10 protein-coding genes and 1 other annotated feature are annotated in these 15,627 nt (G+C 30.0%); of the genes, 3 read left to right on the plus strand and 7 right to left on the minus strand.

Annotated elements, in window-relative coordinates:
• Positions 1 to 15 precede the first annotated feature (15 nt).
• The 3 genes from LGK95_RS14430 to LGK95_RS14440 form a co-directional block, all read right to left on the minus strand.
• Positions 16 to 1,971, minus strand: a complete 1,956-nt coding sequence (locus LGK95_RS14430; protein ID WP_226125484.1) for a PAS domain-containing sensor histidine kinase — start codon at positions 1,969 to 1,971, stop codon at positions 16 to 18.
• Between the two features lie 269 nt (positions 1,972 to 2,240).
• On the minus strand, positions 2,241 to 3,125 hold the full coding sequence (locus tag LGK95_RS14435) for a GNAT family N-acetyltransferase (protein WP_226125485.1): 885 nt from the start codon (positions 3,123 to 3,125) through the stop codon (positions 2,241 to 2,243).
• 156 nt (positions 3,126 to 3,281) lie between these two features.
• On the minus strand, positions 3,282 to 3,950 hold the full coding sequence (locus tag LGK95_RS14440; RefSeq protein WP_226125486.1) for a hypothetical protein: 669 nt from the start codon (positions 3,948 to 3,950) through the stop codon (positions 3,282 to 3,284).
• A gap of 357 nt (positions 3,951 to 4,307) precedes the next feature.
• Here LGK95_RS14440 and LGK95_RS14445 point away from each other — a divergent pair, with 357 nt between their 5' ends.
• Both LGK95_RS14445 and LGK95_RS14450 read left to right on the plus strand, forming a co-directional pair.
• Positions 4,308 to 6,395, plus strand: a complete 2,088-nt coding sequence (locus LGK95_RS14445; protein WP_226125487.1) for a helix-turn-helix domain-containing protein — start codon at positions 4,308 to 4,310, stop codon at positions 6,393 to 6,395.
• Between the two features lie 153 nt (positions 6,396 to 6,548).
• On the plus strand, positions 6,549 to 7,967 hold the full coding sequence (locus tag LGK95_RS14450; protein ID WP_226125488.1) for an MATE family efflux transporter: 1,419 nt from the start codon (positions 6,549 to 6,551) through the stop codon (positions 7,965 to 7,967).
• Between the two features lie 71 nt (positions 7,968 to 8,038).
• On the opposite strand, the gene LGK95_RS14455 is transcribed toward LGK95_RS14450, so the two are convergent.
• Positions 8,039 to 8,689 carry a Type 1 glutamine amidotransferase-like domain-containing protein gene (locus LGK95_RS14455; protein WP_226125489.1) on the minus strand — a complete coding sequence of 217 codons (651 nt, stop codon included), beginning with the start codon at positions 8,687 to 8,689 and terminating at the stop codon, positions 8,039 to 8,041.
• Between the two features lie 351 nt (positions 8,690 to 9,040).
• Positions 9,041 to 9,293, plus strand: a binding site (T-box leader).
• 63 nt (positions 9,294 to 9,356) lie between these two features.
• Here LGK95_RS14455 and gltX point away from each other — a divergent pair.
• Positions 9,357 to 11,012, plus strand: a complete 1,656-nt coding sequence (gene gltX, locus LGK95_RS14460; protein WP_226125490.1) for a glutamate--tRNA ligase — start codon at positions 9,357 to 9,359, stop codon at positions 11,010 to 11,012.
• A gap of 64 nt (positions 11,013 to 11,076) precedes the next feature.
• On the opposite strand, the gene LGK95_RS14465 is transcribed toward gltX, so the two are convergent.
• Genes LGK95_RS14465 through LGK95_RS14475 form a run of 3 tightly spaced genes read right to left on the minus strand, consistent with a single transcriptional unit; the run spans position 11,077 to position 15,605 of the window.
• On the minus strand, positions 11,077 to 12,909 hold the full coding sequence (locus tag LGK95_RS14465) for an ABC transporter ATP-binding protein (protein ID WP_226125491.1): 1,833 nt from the start codon (positions 12,907 to 12,909) through the stop codon (positions 11,077 to 11,079).
• Positions 12,910 to 12,945: 36 nt separating this feature from the next.
• Entirely contained in the window at positions 12,946 to 14,727 is a 1,782-nt protein-coding gene (locus LGK95_RS14470) for an ABC transporter ATP-binding protein (RefSeq protein WP_226125492.1), read from the minus strand.
• Positions 14,728 to 14,756: 29 nt separating this feature from the next.
• Positions 14,757 to 15,605 (minus strand): SWIM zinc finger family protein, encoded by an 849-nt coding sequence (locus LGK95_RS14475; protein WP_226125493.1) that lies wholly within the window; start codon positions 15,603 to 15,605, stop codon positions 14,757 to 14,759.
• Positions 15,606 to 15,627 lie beyond the last annotated feature (22 nt).

Raw genomic sequence — 15,627 nt, forward strand, 5'->3', positions numbered from 1 at the left:
CTAACATTTTTAAAACTAAGAATAAATATCTGAAAGTTCCACTCGTATACTTTCATCACCACTTCTAACTTTGCTATTATACATCATATTTTCGTTGATTACCTTTATTGCCGGAAGTCTAACTGTAAACTTACTTCCTTTCCCAACCTCACTCTCAACGAATATATTTCCACCATGTAATGCTACAATAGACTTAACTAAATTTAAGCCTATACCTGTACCCTCTGCATTTCTCGATAGTGATTTGTCTACCTGCTTAAATCTATCAAATATCATATCTAGATGCTTCTTTTCAATACCAATTCCATTATCTTTGACTGACAGCTCAACAAATTCACCTTTATCCTTAATAGCTACAAATATTTCATCGCCTATATCTGAAAATTTTATCGCATTTGATATGAGATTCAAGACTATTCTTTCTATTTTTTCAGGATCGCAAGCGATATTTTTTTCTTCTATATCTGTATCAAAAATAATACTCAAGCCTTTGCTTTCAGTAAAATTAGTTACAGACATAACTATTTCTTCCACAACTTCAACTATATTATTATTTGATAAAGTTAGTTTAAAAAAACCCGCTTGAATTTTCGATATATCAACTATATTATTTATAAGTTTTGATAATCTATATGAATTTTGCTTAATTGAGTCTATATATTTAATAATTGAGTTCTTCTTATCATCCAGGCATCCATTATCGCAGTACATAGTAAATAACTGAACTGTTGCAAATATAACATTTAGTGGTGTTTTAAGTTCATGGGAGATGTTAACAAGGAATTCATCTTGTGATTTTAGTTCTTTCTCCATCAATATATTATGTTCCTCAATTTTTCTTGATTGCTTTATTGTTTCAGTTATATCATGAAAACACGATACTACCATAGTAAGATCTCCACTCGTATTATAACTTGGTATTGAACTAATTTCTACGAAATAATCATTTTTAGGATGACTTACAAGAACTTTAGCACTTTTTACTCTCTCTCCTCTTAATGCTCTTACTGAAGGAATATTCTCAACTGGTATTTTATTACCTTTCATGTCAAATAACTTAATGTTTTTTAGAGCCTCTTTCACCATAATTTCTTTGCTTGATTTACAAATTAACCTCCTTGTTTCTGGATTTGTCATTATAATTTTACCTAAATTGTCTGTTATCATTATTCCATCAGATAAGTTTTCAAGTATACTACTTAACTGATTATTTCTTTGCTCTAGCTGTGATTTTTGCTTGTCAATTATTTTGTTTTGCCACTCTAAACTCTGATTCTTAAAAACCCTTTCAGTAACTTCCGACGCAGTTTCATATATGTATTTCATCTTTCCTCTTTCAAATATTGTTGTTTGAGCAAAACCCCAATATGATGAATTTGCATCTAATTTATTATTTTTAAATTCTTTTATATAACTAGTCCTCTGAGACTTAAGAATAGAGTTCCAGCTAACTTCAGATTGACTACCTTTAAATTCTGATACAACTTCTCTAATGGGTCTACCAATACTACTGCTCTCTCTATTAAGATCCCCCTTCATTAAACTAAGATACTTTGCGTTTGCTTTTAGTAATATTAGATCAGGTACACTATAAACAGCTACACCAGATGTTTCATCTATAAAAGCCTGTTTTTCAAAAATAAGCTTATCATCAAGTCTAGATTCTAATTTCTCAATAAAAGTATATTTTTTTTCATTTGTTTTGTTATCATTAAGCAGTGATATATTCACTTCTCTAGGACATAGTCGTTTTGTAAATATATACCCAGAATACTTACAGGTTATATTCTCAAGAAAAGTTTGTGAATTTATTTTTAACATATCCCCTACTTCGTGGAGTGATTTCCCTACTATTTCATCTATTAAAAACCCTGTAAGTTCAGTAAATTCTTTGTTAACTTCTGTTATAATTTTACCATACGAATACATAAATGGTTCTGCCATTCTGTTATTTAAAGTATCTCTCAACATATTACCCCCACCTTTTCAATACATGACCCTATAGGTTATCATCATAATTAAACAAGAATATTACAATTTGTTAATATAATGTACATTATATTAACATTTTAACATACAACATAATGTATTACCATATAGCATATTGTAATCATGTGAGTTTTGTGTTATAAGAGTAACCTAGATAAATTAGAATTATTAACTTTAGTTCAACTCGTTTTTCTACTCAATATTTAACATTTATAACATTGCTGTAATAAAATATACTATATATATATTGTTTAAGATACTACATAATAATCCATTACAGAAATTTCTTCAAATCCACAGGATTCATAAAGGTCAAGTGCACTCTTATTTTCCGTAGCAACATCAAGAAAGATATTTTCTATATTTTTCTCTTTCAATATATTCATAGTAATATTTAGTATTTCTCTTCCATACCCCTTCCCTCTAAAGTATGGAAGAACTCCAAACCCATAAATAAAACCCTCATTATCAATTACGCTTATATGAATTTTACCTATAATTTCACCCTTTAGTTCTGCTAGATAACTAATAAAAGTATTATCAAGTCGTATCGGTTCTATACCAGTTTCTATATCTTTTTCAGGATCTCCAAAATAGATAGATGTTTGCCTATTTATCTCAGCTGCATCTTCACTCGTTGCTAATCTAAGGTTAATAACATAATCATGAGTAACCTCAGAAGTTTTTTTATTAAAACACATTTTATACTCTGAGGAAACGTATTCGCCTGCTTGTGAATTTATAAAAGCGAGTCCTGAAGTAGACGTATGGTCACATAACGCTAACACCTCTAAAGGGCTTATCTTTTGCCATTCTTCCTTTGCAATTAAAAACAGTTTTTTGTAAATTCCTCTTCCTCGAAATTTAGGATGTACCATACCACTTATTTCAACTGTGTCTCCTCCAAAGTTACATAATCCTAGATAACCCACTAAAATCTTACTATCATAATATAAAAACTCTGCCATTATTCTATTTTCCACAAAATTTGTAGAATGCCTCATTTTAAAATCAAGTTCTAATTTTAATTCGGTCTTTTGTACACCTAAGCAAGCAGCCTCCAGCCTCTTAACTACATCGTAGTCTTCTTTATTTAGTTCTTCCTTCATAATTATATTATTTTCACAGTTTGTCATTATTCTCCCCCAAATACGCAATTGATGTTTATTATAGTTTATTTTATTATTTTTCATTTCAATATAAAAATCATACATATCAATAAATGATACATATGATTTATGTGTTTCATTTTTTAAATTTATCAAAGACACGTTACTACATAAAGTATGATATTAAATTCTGCTTCTACTCCTTTTATTATTTCTATCCCTCGCAATAACCATCCAGAAATGTCTAAGAGTATGTACCCCTTCATAAATAAAACCTGTCTTACAAAAGAAATTCTCATCCTCTTTTGTTTTTGTCTTATGTTTAAGTGGGTAGTCATTAAGGTTTCCTGAATAGAAAACAAACTTTTCCATAATACCACATATATCTGTTGGTGTTATCCTATAAGATTCTAATTCAGTAAAATTGATTCCCCCTTGTTTAAGTGCTTCCATGACAAATTCGGTACATATATATGTTTTATATATCGCATGCTTTTTATTAAAAATAAGCCCAATAGCTTGAAGAAAATTATAATAATATACATCAACATCATCATATACGTCGTATATAAATTTACTTATTAATTCATATTGTATAATTGTTACAGGTATGCGGTATACAATAATTGGAACATCTACCACAAGTCCAATGGTAAGTGTATATGAGCTTTCGCGTACGATGCCGCCTACAAGCGGATTGCTAACTGACAGTCTTGAGAAAGAATACATATTACTTAAATTTTCATCTAGACTAATTGACGCATGATTATATTTTTCTTTTAAAAACTTTCTGATTAACTTTCCTGTAAATGTTGATGTTCTTGATATAACAACATAAATATACTTTTCCATTTTGCTTCTCCTCGCAACCATCTAAACATAATTTAATCAAACTTTAAGTATCTATAAGAAACATTCCTTTATATAAAAAAATAATTATATTATATTAGTATTGTTTTCTTTTTATTCATTTTTTATGTAATTTATAATTATAATTTTACTACTATAATTTTACTACTATAATTTATTAAAGCAAGTCTGTATTTTTTAAACACATTTAATTATAATGATAATTTAAATTCTTATTGACAAAATAATAAAATAAACATAATATCTTTTTATCGGATATAATATGCGCCATAATTAATATAATCCATTTTAAGATGTATAATATTTATATACATAATCGTTAAAGAAGAGGTTACTAATATGAGAAAAGAATATATAAGTTATATAAACGATTTACCTATAAGCATTTCACTTGAGAATATAAAAGACTATCCAATACATTGGCATAATTCTATAGAGATAATTTTTGTGCTTGAGGGTAATATTAATGTACTTATAGAATCCGGAAGTTATGAAGTTTATGCTCGCGAGCTTGAAATTATAAATTGCGATGAATCCCACAGAATTTATTCAAATGAAAACAATAAGGTTTTAATCTTTCACTTAGACCCTGCATTTTTCGAAAAATATTATGATGATATGAAAAACATTTATTTTTATACGAACTCCAGCGAAGAAGGTGCACAGCAGGAAGAAAAGTATGATATTCTAAGAAAATATTTATCTATTTTAGCCTGTGAAGTAATACAAAAAAACGAGAATTTCGACGATCAAATAGAGTCTATTTTAGTAAAGTTATTATTCCATTTAATTAATAATTTTCACTATCTTACTTATGATGAAAAAGATTTAAAAGAAAATGTAATTCAATTTCAAAGGTATCATAGAATTATCAAATACATCTATAATAACTACATGAATAAAATCAGTTTACAAGATATAGCAAATCTTGAATATTTAAGTTCATACTATTTATGCCATCAAATAAAAGACATGTCAGGGACTAATTTTAAAGAATTAGTAAATAATGTACGGGTAGATGAATCTGTAAAATTGTTATTAGATACAGATAAAACTATATCGGATATTTCTCTAGATGTTGGTTTTTCACATGCTAGATATTATAATAAGAGCTTTAAGGAACACTATAAATGCACTCCACTACAATTCAGGAAAAAATATTATGTACCAGAAGAAAAACTTGATAGCTGCAAAAGTTTGCAAACTTATGATCTATCTGGATCACTGCAGTATTTATCTTACTACCTTGAAGACTATGATAGATTCAACTATACAAACAAAATTATTAAACTCCAAACAGACTTAACATTTCAAAGTACAGAGTTGCAACATAAATGGAAGTTAAAAATAAATCTAGGTCAAGCAAAAGAACTTATTAAAGCACGGGAACAAGGATATTTAAGATCTATTCAAGAGGTTATAGGTTTCAAAAATGGCATAGTTCAAAACTTATTTGGTAAAGAAATGAAAATATATTTTAATGAAAATGTTAATTTCCTAAACTGGAATGAAGTTGAAAAGCTTTTAGAATTTTTAATGGATATATCTCTTACTCCATTAATAATCTTAAATCAAATTTTTAAAGATAGAAATTCATTCATAAAACTTTTAGAAAGTTTTATACAATATTTTGCTGATATATATGGAATTGAAAGAGTAAAGCTATGGAAATTTCAAGCTTCTAGTGATTTATCTATAGAGTACATAAATATTACGCGAGAAACATTTGAAAAATACAAGTTGCAAAGTTTAATAGAAAATCCTTTTAATGTTCAACCAGCTATAAATACTATATATGATTCCTCCTATATGCTTCCATACATTATCCATAATTTTATTAACGATACTAGTAGTCTACTTACCCTAAAAGCTTTTGATACTGTAGAGGAAAACTCAATTTTAAATAACGAATTATTTTTTGGTTCTCCTGGTCTGCTTACCTTAGACGGAATAAAAAAGGCTTCCTACTATTCCTACTATTTATTATCAAAGCTAGGGAATGAGGTGTTACAGCAGGGTGATGGATACATTATCACGAGACAAGACGAAGATATCCAAGTATTACTTTATAGTTACAGCGATGAACTTAATACACTAATAAAGTTAGAAGATTTATATAAAGGTAAAGGTAGTAAAAATATTACTGAGAGAAAAATATCCTTATCCATTAAAAATTTAGTACATGACTATAAAGTTATTAAATATGAAATTGGAGAAAAAGTTGGATCAGCCTATGATATTTGGTTACGCATGGGAAAACCAAAAAGACTTGGTTATGATGAATGGAAGATTCTAACTAAGATATCTGCTCCTAATGTTTCTTTATCTTATGCTAAAAAAACGGCAGTTTATAATGACATAATAAAAATAGAAGGCTATGGATCTACCCTAATAGTACTCCAAGAAGTACAAAAACACCTGTTTTAGGGTGTTTTTTTGTTATTTAAACAAAATGAATTCTTACAGGTTAGCAACTTTGTACTTTTTATGTAGCAAGTGTGTGGATGCTAATTATTTCATATTGACGTAGAATAATACTATAGAAAGTAAAATTTTCAAGGAGAAGTGGATTTCATGACAATGAGTAACGTCACAGAAAGTAATAAAATGTTTGGCGAAGAAAAAATTGGGAAGCTATTATTAAAATTTTCAGTTCCAGCAATCATTTCATTAATGGTAGCAGAAATGTACAACATGGTGGATTCTATGTTTTTGGGGCAAGCCATAGGGGCTAATGCTATCGGAGCTTTAACCATAACATTTCCAATACAGAGACTTTTTTTTGCTATATCTATGCTAATAGCTATAGGTGCTTCAACCGCTGTTTCAAGAAGCTGCGGAGACAAAGATTTTGAAAGTTTAAAAACTATTATACCTAATGCTATGATTCTCATGTTTATAATAGTAACCATAGTTGCTACTGGTATCTATTTTTTCCAAGATATCATTCTTAACAGTCTAGGGGCCTCAGAAAATACATTTCCTCTTGCAAAAGATTATATAAGTATAATCTTAATTGGTGTCTTATTTCAATCTTTCACTGTAATTGCTTCTTATGTTATAACTGCTTTTGGAGACACAAAAATAGTATTATTAAGTACCTCTATAGGAGCCGTTTGTAATGTAATTCTAGATTATTTTCTAGTAAATATATATTCATATGGTGTAAAAGGAGCTGCTATAGCAACCATTATATCTCAAATAATAGGTTTTATGTATGTTCTGATTGTATTTATAAAATTAAAAATGTGCTTAAAATTTTCTTTTAAGTTAACTCTTAACAAAACTGTATCTATTGGAATTATATGCGTTGGATTTTCAACCTTTATAGTAGAAATATCAGATGCTGTAGTAGCTGCTATATTAAACAATCTACTATTCTCCTATGGTGGAGACTTAGCTATAGTGACCGTTGGTTTAACTACTAGGGTTTCAATGTTTTTATTTATGACTATCATGGGCATAAGCTCAGCTATGCAACCTATTGCCGCATATAATTATGGTGCAGGAAATTATACAAGATTAAAGGAAGTTGTTAAAACATCACTAATTGCGGTTTCAGTTAGTTCAACTATATTATGGGCAATATTCATGATTTTTTCAAAACAACTTATAGGTTTATTTATAAGTGATAATGCTATTATAGAACAGACAACAAATGCATTTAGAATAGTTATATCTGTATTCCCATGCATTGGGGTATATTATTTGTCTATTGCGTACTGCCAAGCTATAAATAGAGTTAAAACCTCCTTTAAGTTGTCTATTTTTAGGCAGATAATAATATTTATACCACTTGTATATGCGTTCATAAGTGGTTTAGGAATGGGTGTACTAGGAGCATGGCTTGCCTATCCCGTATCAGATATGATATCGTTTATTACAGCTACTATTTTCATTAAATACACTTATACTTCACTCGAAATATTAGAGAGGCATCAAATTTACAAGAAAAATAAAGCTAAATTTAAAGCCAGACTTGCTAATGCAACCGCTTAAGTTATTCCTATAGGCTAGACAAGTTTAAGTAAAAGTCGATGTATAATTTAAATTATTACATCGACTTTTACTTAAACTTGCCCTATTTTGCCTTCTTTTATCATATTTATATCTCCATAAAAATGCAATTCATTATCCATTACAATAATTCCATCTCCATCATTACATGTATAAACTGTATTCCCTGTATTGTTAGAATATTTTTTTAAATCTTCTAAATAGTAATTATTCAGATTCCAATGTGGCATAAAGTCAAAATCAACTAGGGCTAAAGATGACAAATTTGATAACCCTACTATATCCGTGCTATAAAACTGTGCAGACGATATATCCTTTGCCATCATTATTGCCCCTGCGCATAATCCTATAATGTAACCTCCATTATCAATATACTTTCTAATTCTAGTTATTAAATATCTTTTTCTTAAATTATTTAAGAAATAATAGGTATTCCCCCCTGATAAATATATAATTTCAGACTGAAATATCTTTTCTATTTTATCTATATCACAAAAATCATCTATATCAAAATAATTAAAATTAAAATTTCCATATTCACTTAATTTTATTTTAGTTTTTTCAAAATGTTTTAGTGTTCTATCAGTAATCGAAGGTATATAACTTAAAGTGTATTTTTTTTCCAAAAACATTTCTCTCATTTTTCTTTTTAAATTTATATTGTCTTTGTCAGTAAAACCACTGAGTAGAACTAATGCTCCCATATTTTTATCAACTCACTTCCTATTTATATATTATATCACACTTTTGAAAACCTATACATTCCAAGAATTAATTCCTGTTTATCAATTGTAATCGTTTTAACCAAGTTGCATTATACTTACTCATTGAATAGTAGCCACTCCTTTAACCTTGTAATTTTTATGTTACCAGTATATGGTTAATGTTTATAAAAATTCATTTAGGGTGTTTCATCTCTTATAACTTACAACTCCTTATACCCAATACATTTTATCCAACGCCATTATATAAAATTTCCGCCCTCATTTAATTGATTTTATATAATTATCAATAGTTATGTGTTGACATTATAATTAATATATGTATAATTAAAGTTAAATGTAATGAAAGAGAGAAGTATGTATAATCTCAATTTAAAGAGAGCCAATGCTGGTGGAAATTTGGTATTTGAAACTACAAAAAGAAACTCTGGAGCAGTGGACTGAAATATTTGATTAAGTCTAACGGAAACTTTCCGTTATAAAAGTGCAGTAATATTAAATACTGCTTACGAGTGGATTTGGGCATTTTGATATGTCTCTACATCAATTTAGGTGGCACCGCGGAAGTTTACCTTTCGTCCTATTATATTATAGGACGAGAGGTTTTTTATTTTGGATTCAATAACTTACATAAGAGAGGATGATTAAAATGGATTATTTAAAACTAGCAGATTTATTATTACCAACGATACACGAAACTCCTGAATACTATAGAGATCTTTACCCAAAACGACATCTTAAACCTAATACTATGGTTACAAGATATGCCCCAAGCCCCACTGGTTTCCAGCATCTTGGAGGTGTATTTGCTGCTCTCATATCTGAAAGATTAGCTCATCAAAGTCAAGGTATATTTTATTTTAGAGTAGAAGATACTGACAAAAAGAGAGAAGTAGTTGGTGCCATTGAAGATTGCACTAATACCTTAAGAGATTTTGGTATTAACTTTGATGAAGGAGTTATAGATTCCACTACTGAAAAAGGTGCATATGGACCATATAAACAAAGCGACAGAATTAATATCTATCATGCTTTCGTAAAATCTTTAATAAAAAAAGGTTTAGCATACCCTTGCTTTTGCACTGAAGAAGCATTAGACGAAACAAGAAAAATTCAACAGGAACTTAAAATTAATACAGGGTATCATGGGAAATGGGCTGTTCACAGGAATTCCACAATTGAAGAAGTTAATGAGGAGTTAGCAAAGGGTACACCTTATGTTATAAGACTTAGATCACCTGAGGAATCCGGTAGAAGAGTAGTTTGTAATGATTTAATTAAAGGTACTATAAGTATGCCAGAAAACGACCAAGATATTGTAATTCTGAAAACAAACGGAATTCCAACATATCATTTTGCCCATGCTGTAGATGATTATTTAATGGGAACAACCCATGTAATACGAGGTGAGGAGTGGTTGTCATCTCTCCCTATACATTTGCAATTATTTGAAATGTTAGGCTTTACCGCTCCACAATATGCTCATATACCTACAATTATGAAAATGGATGGAACATCAAAACGTAAACTCAGCAAGAGAAAAGACCCTGAGATTTCCATGAGTTTTTATAAATCTCAAGGTTATCCTTTTATATCTGTAACTGAGTATCTTGTAAATCTTATCAATTCAGAATTTCAAGAGTGGAGATATGCAAACGAGAATGAACCTTGCACAAGTTTTAATATTACTCTTGAAAACATGAGCAAAAGTGGAGCATTATTTGATATTTTAAAACTTAACGATATTAGTAAAAATGTTATAGCAAACATGAGTGCTGATACTGTTTACGGACTTTATCTTGATTGGGCTAAAAATTATGATACTGCATTTGCAAATGAGTTAATTGAGCATGAAGATTATGCAAAAAATATATTTAATATAGAGAGAGAAAATGACAAACCAAGAAAAGATTTTGTAAAATGGTTAGATGTAAAAGAACATATTGAATATTTCTTTGATGACCTCTATAAAAACAGTATTATTGATAGCTACAATTTCCCTACTCATATACCAATGGACGAAGTAAGAAGGGTCCTTACAAGCTATATAGATGTATATGATTATTCTCATGATAATGACACTTGGTTTGCAACTCTTAAAGAACTTTCTTTAGAACTTGGATATGCAAAAAATGCAAAAACTTATAAAAAGAATCCTGACCTATTTAAAGGCCTGTTATCAGATGTTGCCACAATAGTAAGAGTAGCACTAACTAATAGAACACAAACTCAAGATTTACATGAGGTAATGCAAGTTATGGGTGAGAAACGTGTTATTGAAAGATTAAGTCAAAATTTTAATTAAGATATAAGCAAAGAAGGAAACCTGTATTTATCAGGTTTCCTTCTTTATTTGTTAATCTACTTTTTTAAGTAAGCACCGTTTTACTTTCCATTTCCTTATCTTCTAGCAACTGATTTGTGTATAAATTATAATAATATCCTTTTTCTTTTAGTAAATCTCTGTGAGTTCCTGATTCTGTAATCTTTCCATTTCTTATAACAAGAATTTTATCTGCAGATACTATGGTTGAAAGTCTATGAGCAACAACAAAGCTAGTTCTGTCATTAAGTACCTTTTCTATAGCGTCTTGTATCATTCTTTCTGTTTCCGTATCTATAGATGATGTAGCTTCATCCAGTATGAATAGTGCAGGATCTGCTACAATAGCCCTCGCAAAGGAAACAAGCTGTTTCTCTCCCGTAGATAAATTACCTCCACCTTCGCCAACCTGTGTATTATACTTCTTATCTAACTTACTTATAAAATTATGAGCGTTTACAAGCTTTGCTGCATTTTCAACTTCTATCTGCGTTGCATCTAATTTTCCATACATAATATTATCTCTAATTGTTCCACTAAATAAATGTGGGCTTTGAAGCACATATCCAATGTTTGATTGAAGCCACAGCAGTGATCTTTCTCTATAATCTTTGCCATCAATTAATATTTCACCACTATCTGGCTCATAAAATCTACAAAGTAAATTAACAAAAGTGCTTTTACCTGAACCTGTTTCTCCAACTAGTGCTATAGTTTCACCTTTATTTACTTTAAGATTAAAATTTTCAAAAACCTTTTCTCCGTTTTTATATTTAAACCATACATCTTTAAACTGGATATCTCCCCTTATTTCTTCCCAGTTTTCTCCTTTCGCATAAAATAAATCTCCGTATTTCGCGATTACATCTTTGCTATCCCATATGTCTGGCTTTGTTTCGATTAGTGCTATAATTCTCTCCGCAGAGGCTTGTGCATTCTGAAGTTCTGCAATTGTTCCAGCTAGGTGACTTATAGGATCAAAGAACTGTACTGTATAAGCAATAAACATTACAAAGGTACCATAAGATAGTGATCCTGCTATGATACTTTTTCCTCCTAGCCATAAAACAAAACCTACTCCTAGACTCCCCATAGATATAACAATTGGAAGAAATAAAGCAGAAAAAACCGCTGCCTTAACTGACGAACTTCGCATTTTACCTGCATCTATTCTAAATTCTTTTAAGTTTTCTTCTTCGCGAACAAGTGTTTTAGTAGTTTTAGCACCAGATACCTCTTCACTAAAATCCGCGGTTAATCGTGAATTTAATTTTCTAACTTTTCTATATGATTTTAATATTTTCTTTTGAAAAAATATTCCTATTAAAAACAATAGTGGTACTACACTCATACATATAAGGGTTAACCTTACATTATTATAAAGCATTACTCCTATAAAACCAGTCATGGTTACTAATGCCCATATCATATCAATTAGTCCCCAGGATATTATTTCGCTAAGTTTTGTTACATCTGAAGTCATTCTTGCCATAAGCCATCCTACAGAGGAGTTATCATAATATGAAGTAGATAACTCTTGGAGCCTTTTAAACCCAAGCTTTCTTATATGATAAGCCAGATGTGTTTCTATTTTACCCGCATTTAATATAAATAATCTTACATTTAATGCTTGAAAAACAATTACGCAAAAAAATACTATTGCAAATATTGTAAGCCCATCTACAGTTTTTTTCACTATGAAATTGTCAATTGCATATTTTGTAAGTAATGGCATCACTACGTCTATTCCTGCAACTCCAACCATTAAGAGGGCCAAAAACATAAGTCCATTTTTAAATTCTGAAAGGTATTTATAAAGTTTTCTCCATATACCTATATCTATTTTTTCTATTGATTTGTGTTTATGTATTCTAGCCATAACATTACCTGCCTTTAACTCATAACTTATCTTCTTTTAGTCGTTTAGTGCATCAAGTGATGTCTGTATCTCCCATATTCTTTTATAGATACCATCTTTTTTAATTAGCTCATCATGAGTACCTATAACTTGAATTTTACCATGATTTAGTACAATAATTTTATCTGCATTCATTACAGTAGATATTCTGTGAGAAATTATGAAGGTAGTGTTGTTTTCACTTTTCTTTTTAAGTTTTTCTCTTATAACTCTATCCGTTTCAGTATCCACCGCGCTTAAGGAATCATCAAAAATCAATATAGGCATCTCTTTAACAAGTGTCCTTGCTATTGCAACTCTTTGCCTTTGGCCACCTGATAAAGTAACTCCCTTTTCACCTACAATAGTATCATACCCCTTCTCAAAGGTCGTTATAACATTATGCACAGCCGCTACAGTCGCCGCACTATATATTTCTATGTCTTTTGAATGCATCTTTGCCATTTTAATATTTTCCTTTATAGTTCTTGAATAAAGGAATGGCTCCTGAAGCACTATTCCTACATTACTTCTCATATGCTTTCTCTCAATATCCTTAAGTTCTACTCCATCAACTTTTATCGAACCACTATTGTAGTCATAAAGTCTTAATAATAGATGTACTAGTGATGACTTACCTGAACCAGTTGGGCCAATAATAGCAACTGTTTCACCCTGCTTTATCGTAAAAGTTATACCGTGAAGAATTTCATTACCATTCTCGTATTCAAAGTTTACATTATTAAAACTTATATCTCCTTTTATTTTCGGTTTAAGTTCTTTTCCATATTCTTTTTCAACGCTCGCATCTAGAATTTTTGTTATCCTCTGAAGAGAAACAGACATCTTTCCCATATCAGTGAGTATTCTACCCAGCTGCCTAACTGGCCACAATAACATTCCTTCATATGTATTAAACACAACCAAAGTACCTAAACTTATTACTCCATTAACTGCAAAATATATACCTGCAACTAAAACTAAACCAATTTGAGTCATGCATAGAATATCCGATGTAGCCCAATAAACTGATTCTAACTCAACTAATTTAAAACTATAATCTCGATATTTCTTATTCTCTTTCTCATATTTTTCCATTTCAAATTTTTGTCTTCCAAAAGCTTTTACAACTCTAACTGCATTTAAATTTTCTTGGAGAACTGTTGTTAAAACTCCCTCTTGCTCATCAGCTTTTTCAAAGGTGTTTTTTATCCTATAAAAAAACACATAAGAGAATATAAAAATTACTGGAACTGTTATCATTGCAATAATAGTCATCTTTTTATTAAGTGACAACATCATTATTATTGCAAATGCTACTATAAAAAATGCTCTTCCTATTTCCACCATCTGGGTTGCAAAAAATTTTCTAACGGTTTCAACATCAGAGGTGCATCTTTGAATTAAGTCTCCTGAATCTGCTTTAACATGATACTCATATGGCAAATTTTGAATGTGATCATAAAGTTTTACTCTCATATTTCTTGCAATATTTTCTGCAGCACGCGCAGAAAAATTTCCACTTAAGAATAAGAAAACTCCTCTTATACATGTTAAAATTACAAGACTTAAAGCACATATCCATAAATTTGTTATAAGTCCCTCTTTGCCACCCACTACGTTAATTAGCTTTTGCACAACTTCTGGAACGTCCATTGATTTACTTCCTATTACCGAATCTATTGTTATTTTTATCACCATAGGCTCAATCATTGCTATAAATGTTGCTACTGCTATAGAAAGTATTGCTGTAATGTATAATATTCTATTTCCTTTTGTTAACTTTATAAGTTTCTTCATATAAATTATCTCCTAGCAGATCATGATGCTTAATTACCCTCATTTTTACTTATATACTTTCTAGTCTCCTCTTCAGTGCTTGTATACGCAGTCCTCATTTTACATCTAAACTCATCCTCGTCAATGCAGAATTCTGGGATACCTAAGGTTTTTATAACTCCGTGCTTAACTTCAGGTGTTACATAAGAAAATTTCATATTTAATACATCCTCGTCCACTCTATTGAAATCTTCAAATTCTCTCTTTAAATCTTCAATAGTTTTTCGTGATCTGCGATGTATTTTTGCTTTTCTTTTAACCCTATCTCCTTCATTGCCACTTCTTAAAATTCTAAGTGCACTTAAAAACTTTTCTTTGTCCATGCCCCTTAGCTTTAAAATTACAAAGGGATCTTTATCAAATTCAAGCCCAAGCATATAATGAACTGCCGCTATATGTTTGCATGGATTTGCAATATCTGTGCATGAACAATGAGTTACTAAATGTATTTGTTTTTTAGGAAAAAGAGGAGCTCCACCTTCTTTAAATGCTTCCTCTATATTTTCTGGCATTTCTCCATTTAAAAGTTTAGCACAAAATATAGCTTTTCTAGCCATGATATGCATAATTTTTTCCCACTGCTGCTTCGTGAAACTTTCAATTTTCATATTTACTTTATAGGGTACTAAATTGCTTCCCTTAACTTCTGCATCTACTTCTCCCTTTGATATTTCAATTTTTAGTACATTCCCCGCTCTTGCATATTCACGTCCACTATCAACTCTAGAACTAATAGTAAAACTCGAAATTGCGTTATTCCACTTTTTTGACCACCAGTTACTACCAAATTCATTTCTTATTCTTCCAGTCACAAGCTTACATCTCCTTGCCTCTATCATTGCGTAGATAACAATTATTACA

Origin of the sequence: Clostridium algoriphilum (assembly GCF_020443705.1) — a bacterium.
In the GTDB taxonomy this organism is placed as follows: Bacteria; Bacillota; Clostridia; order Clostridiales; family Clostridiaceae; genus Clostridium_AD; species Clostridium_AD algoriphilum.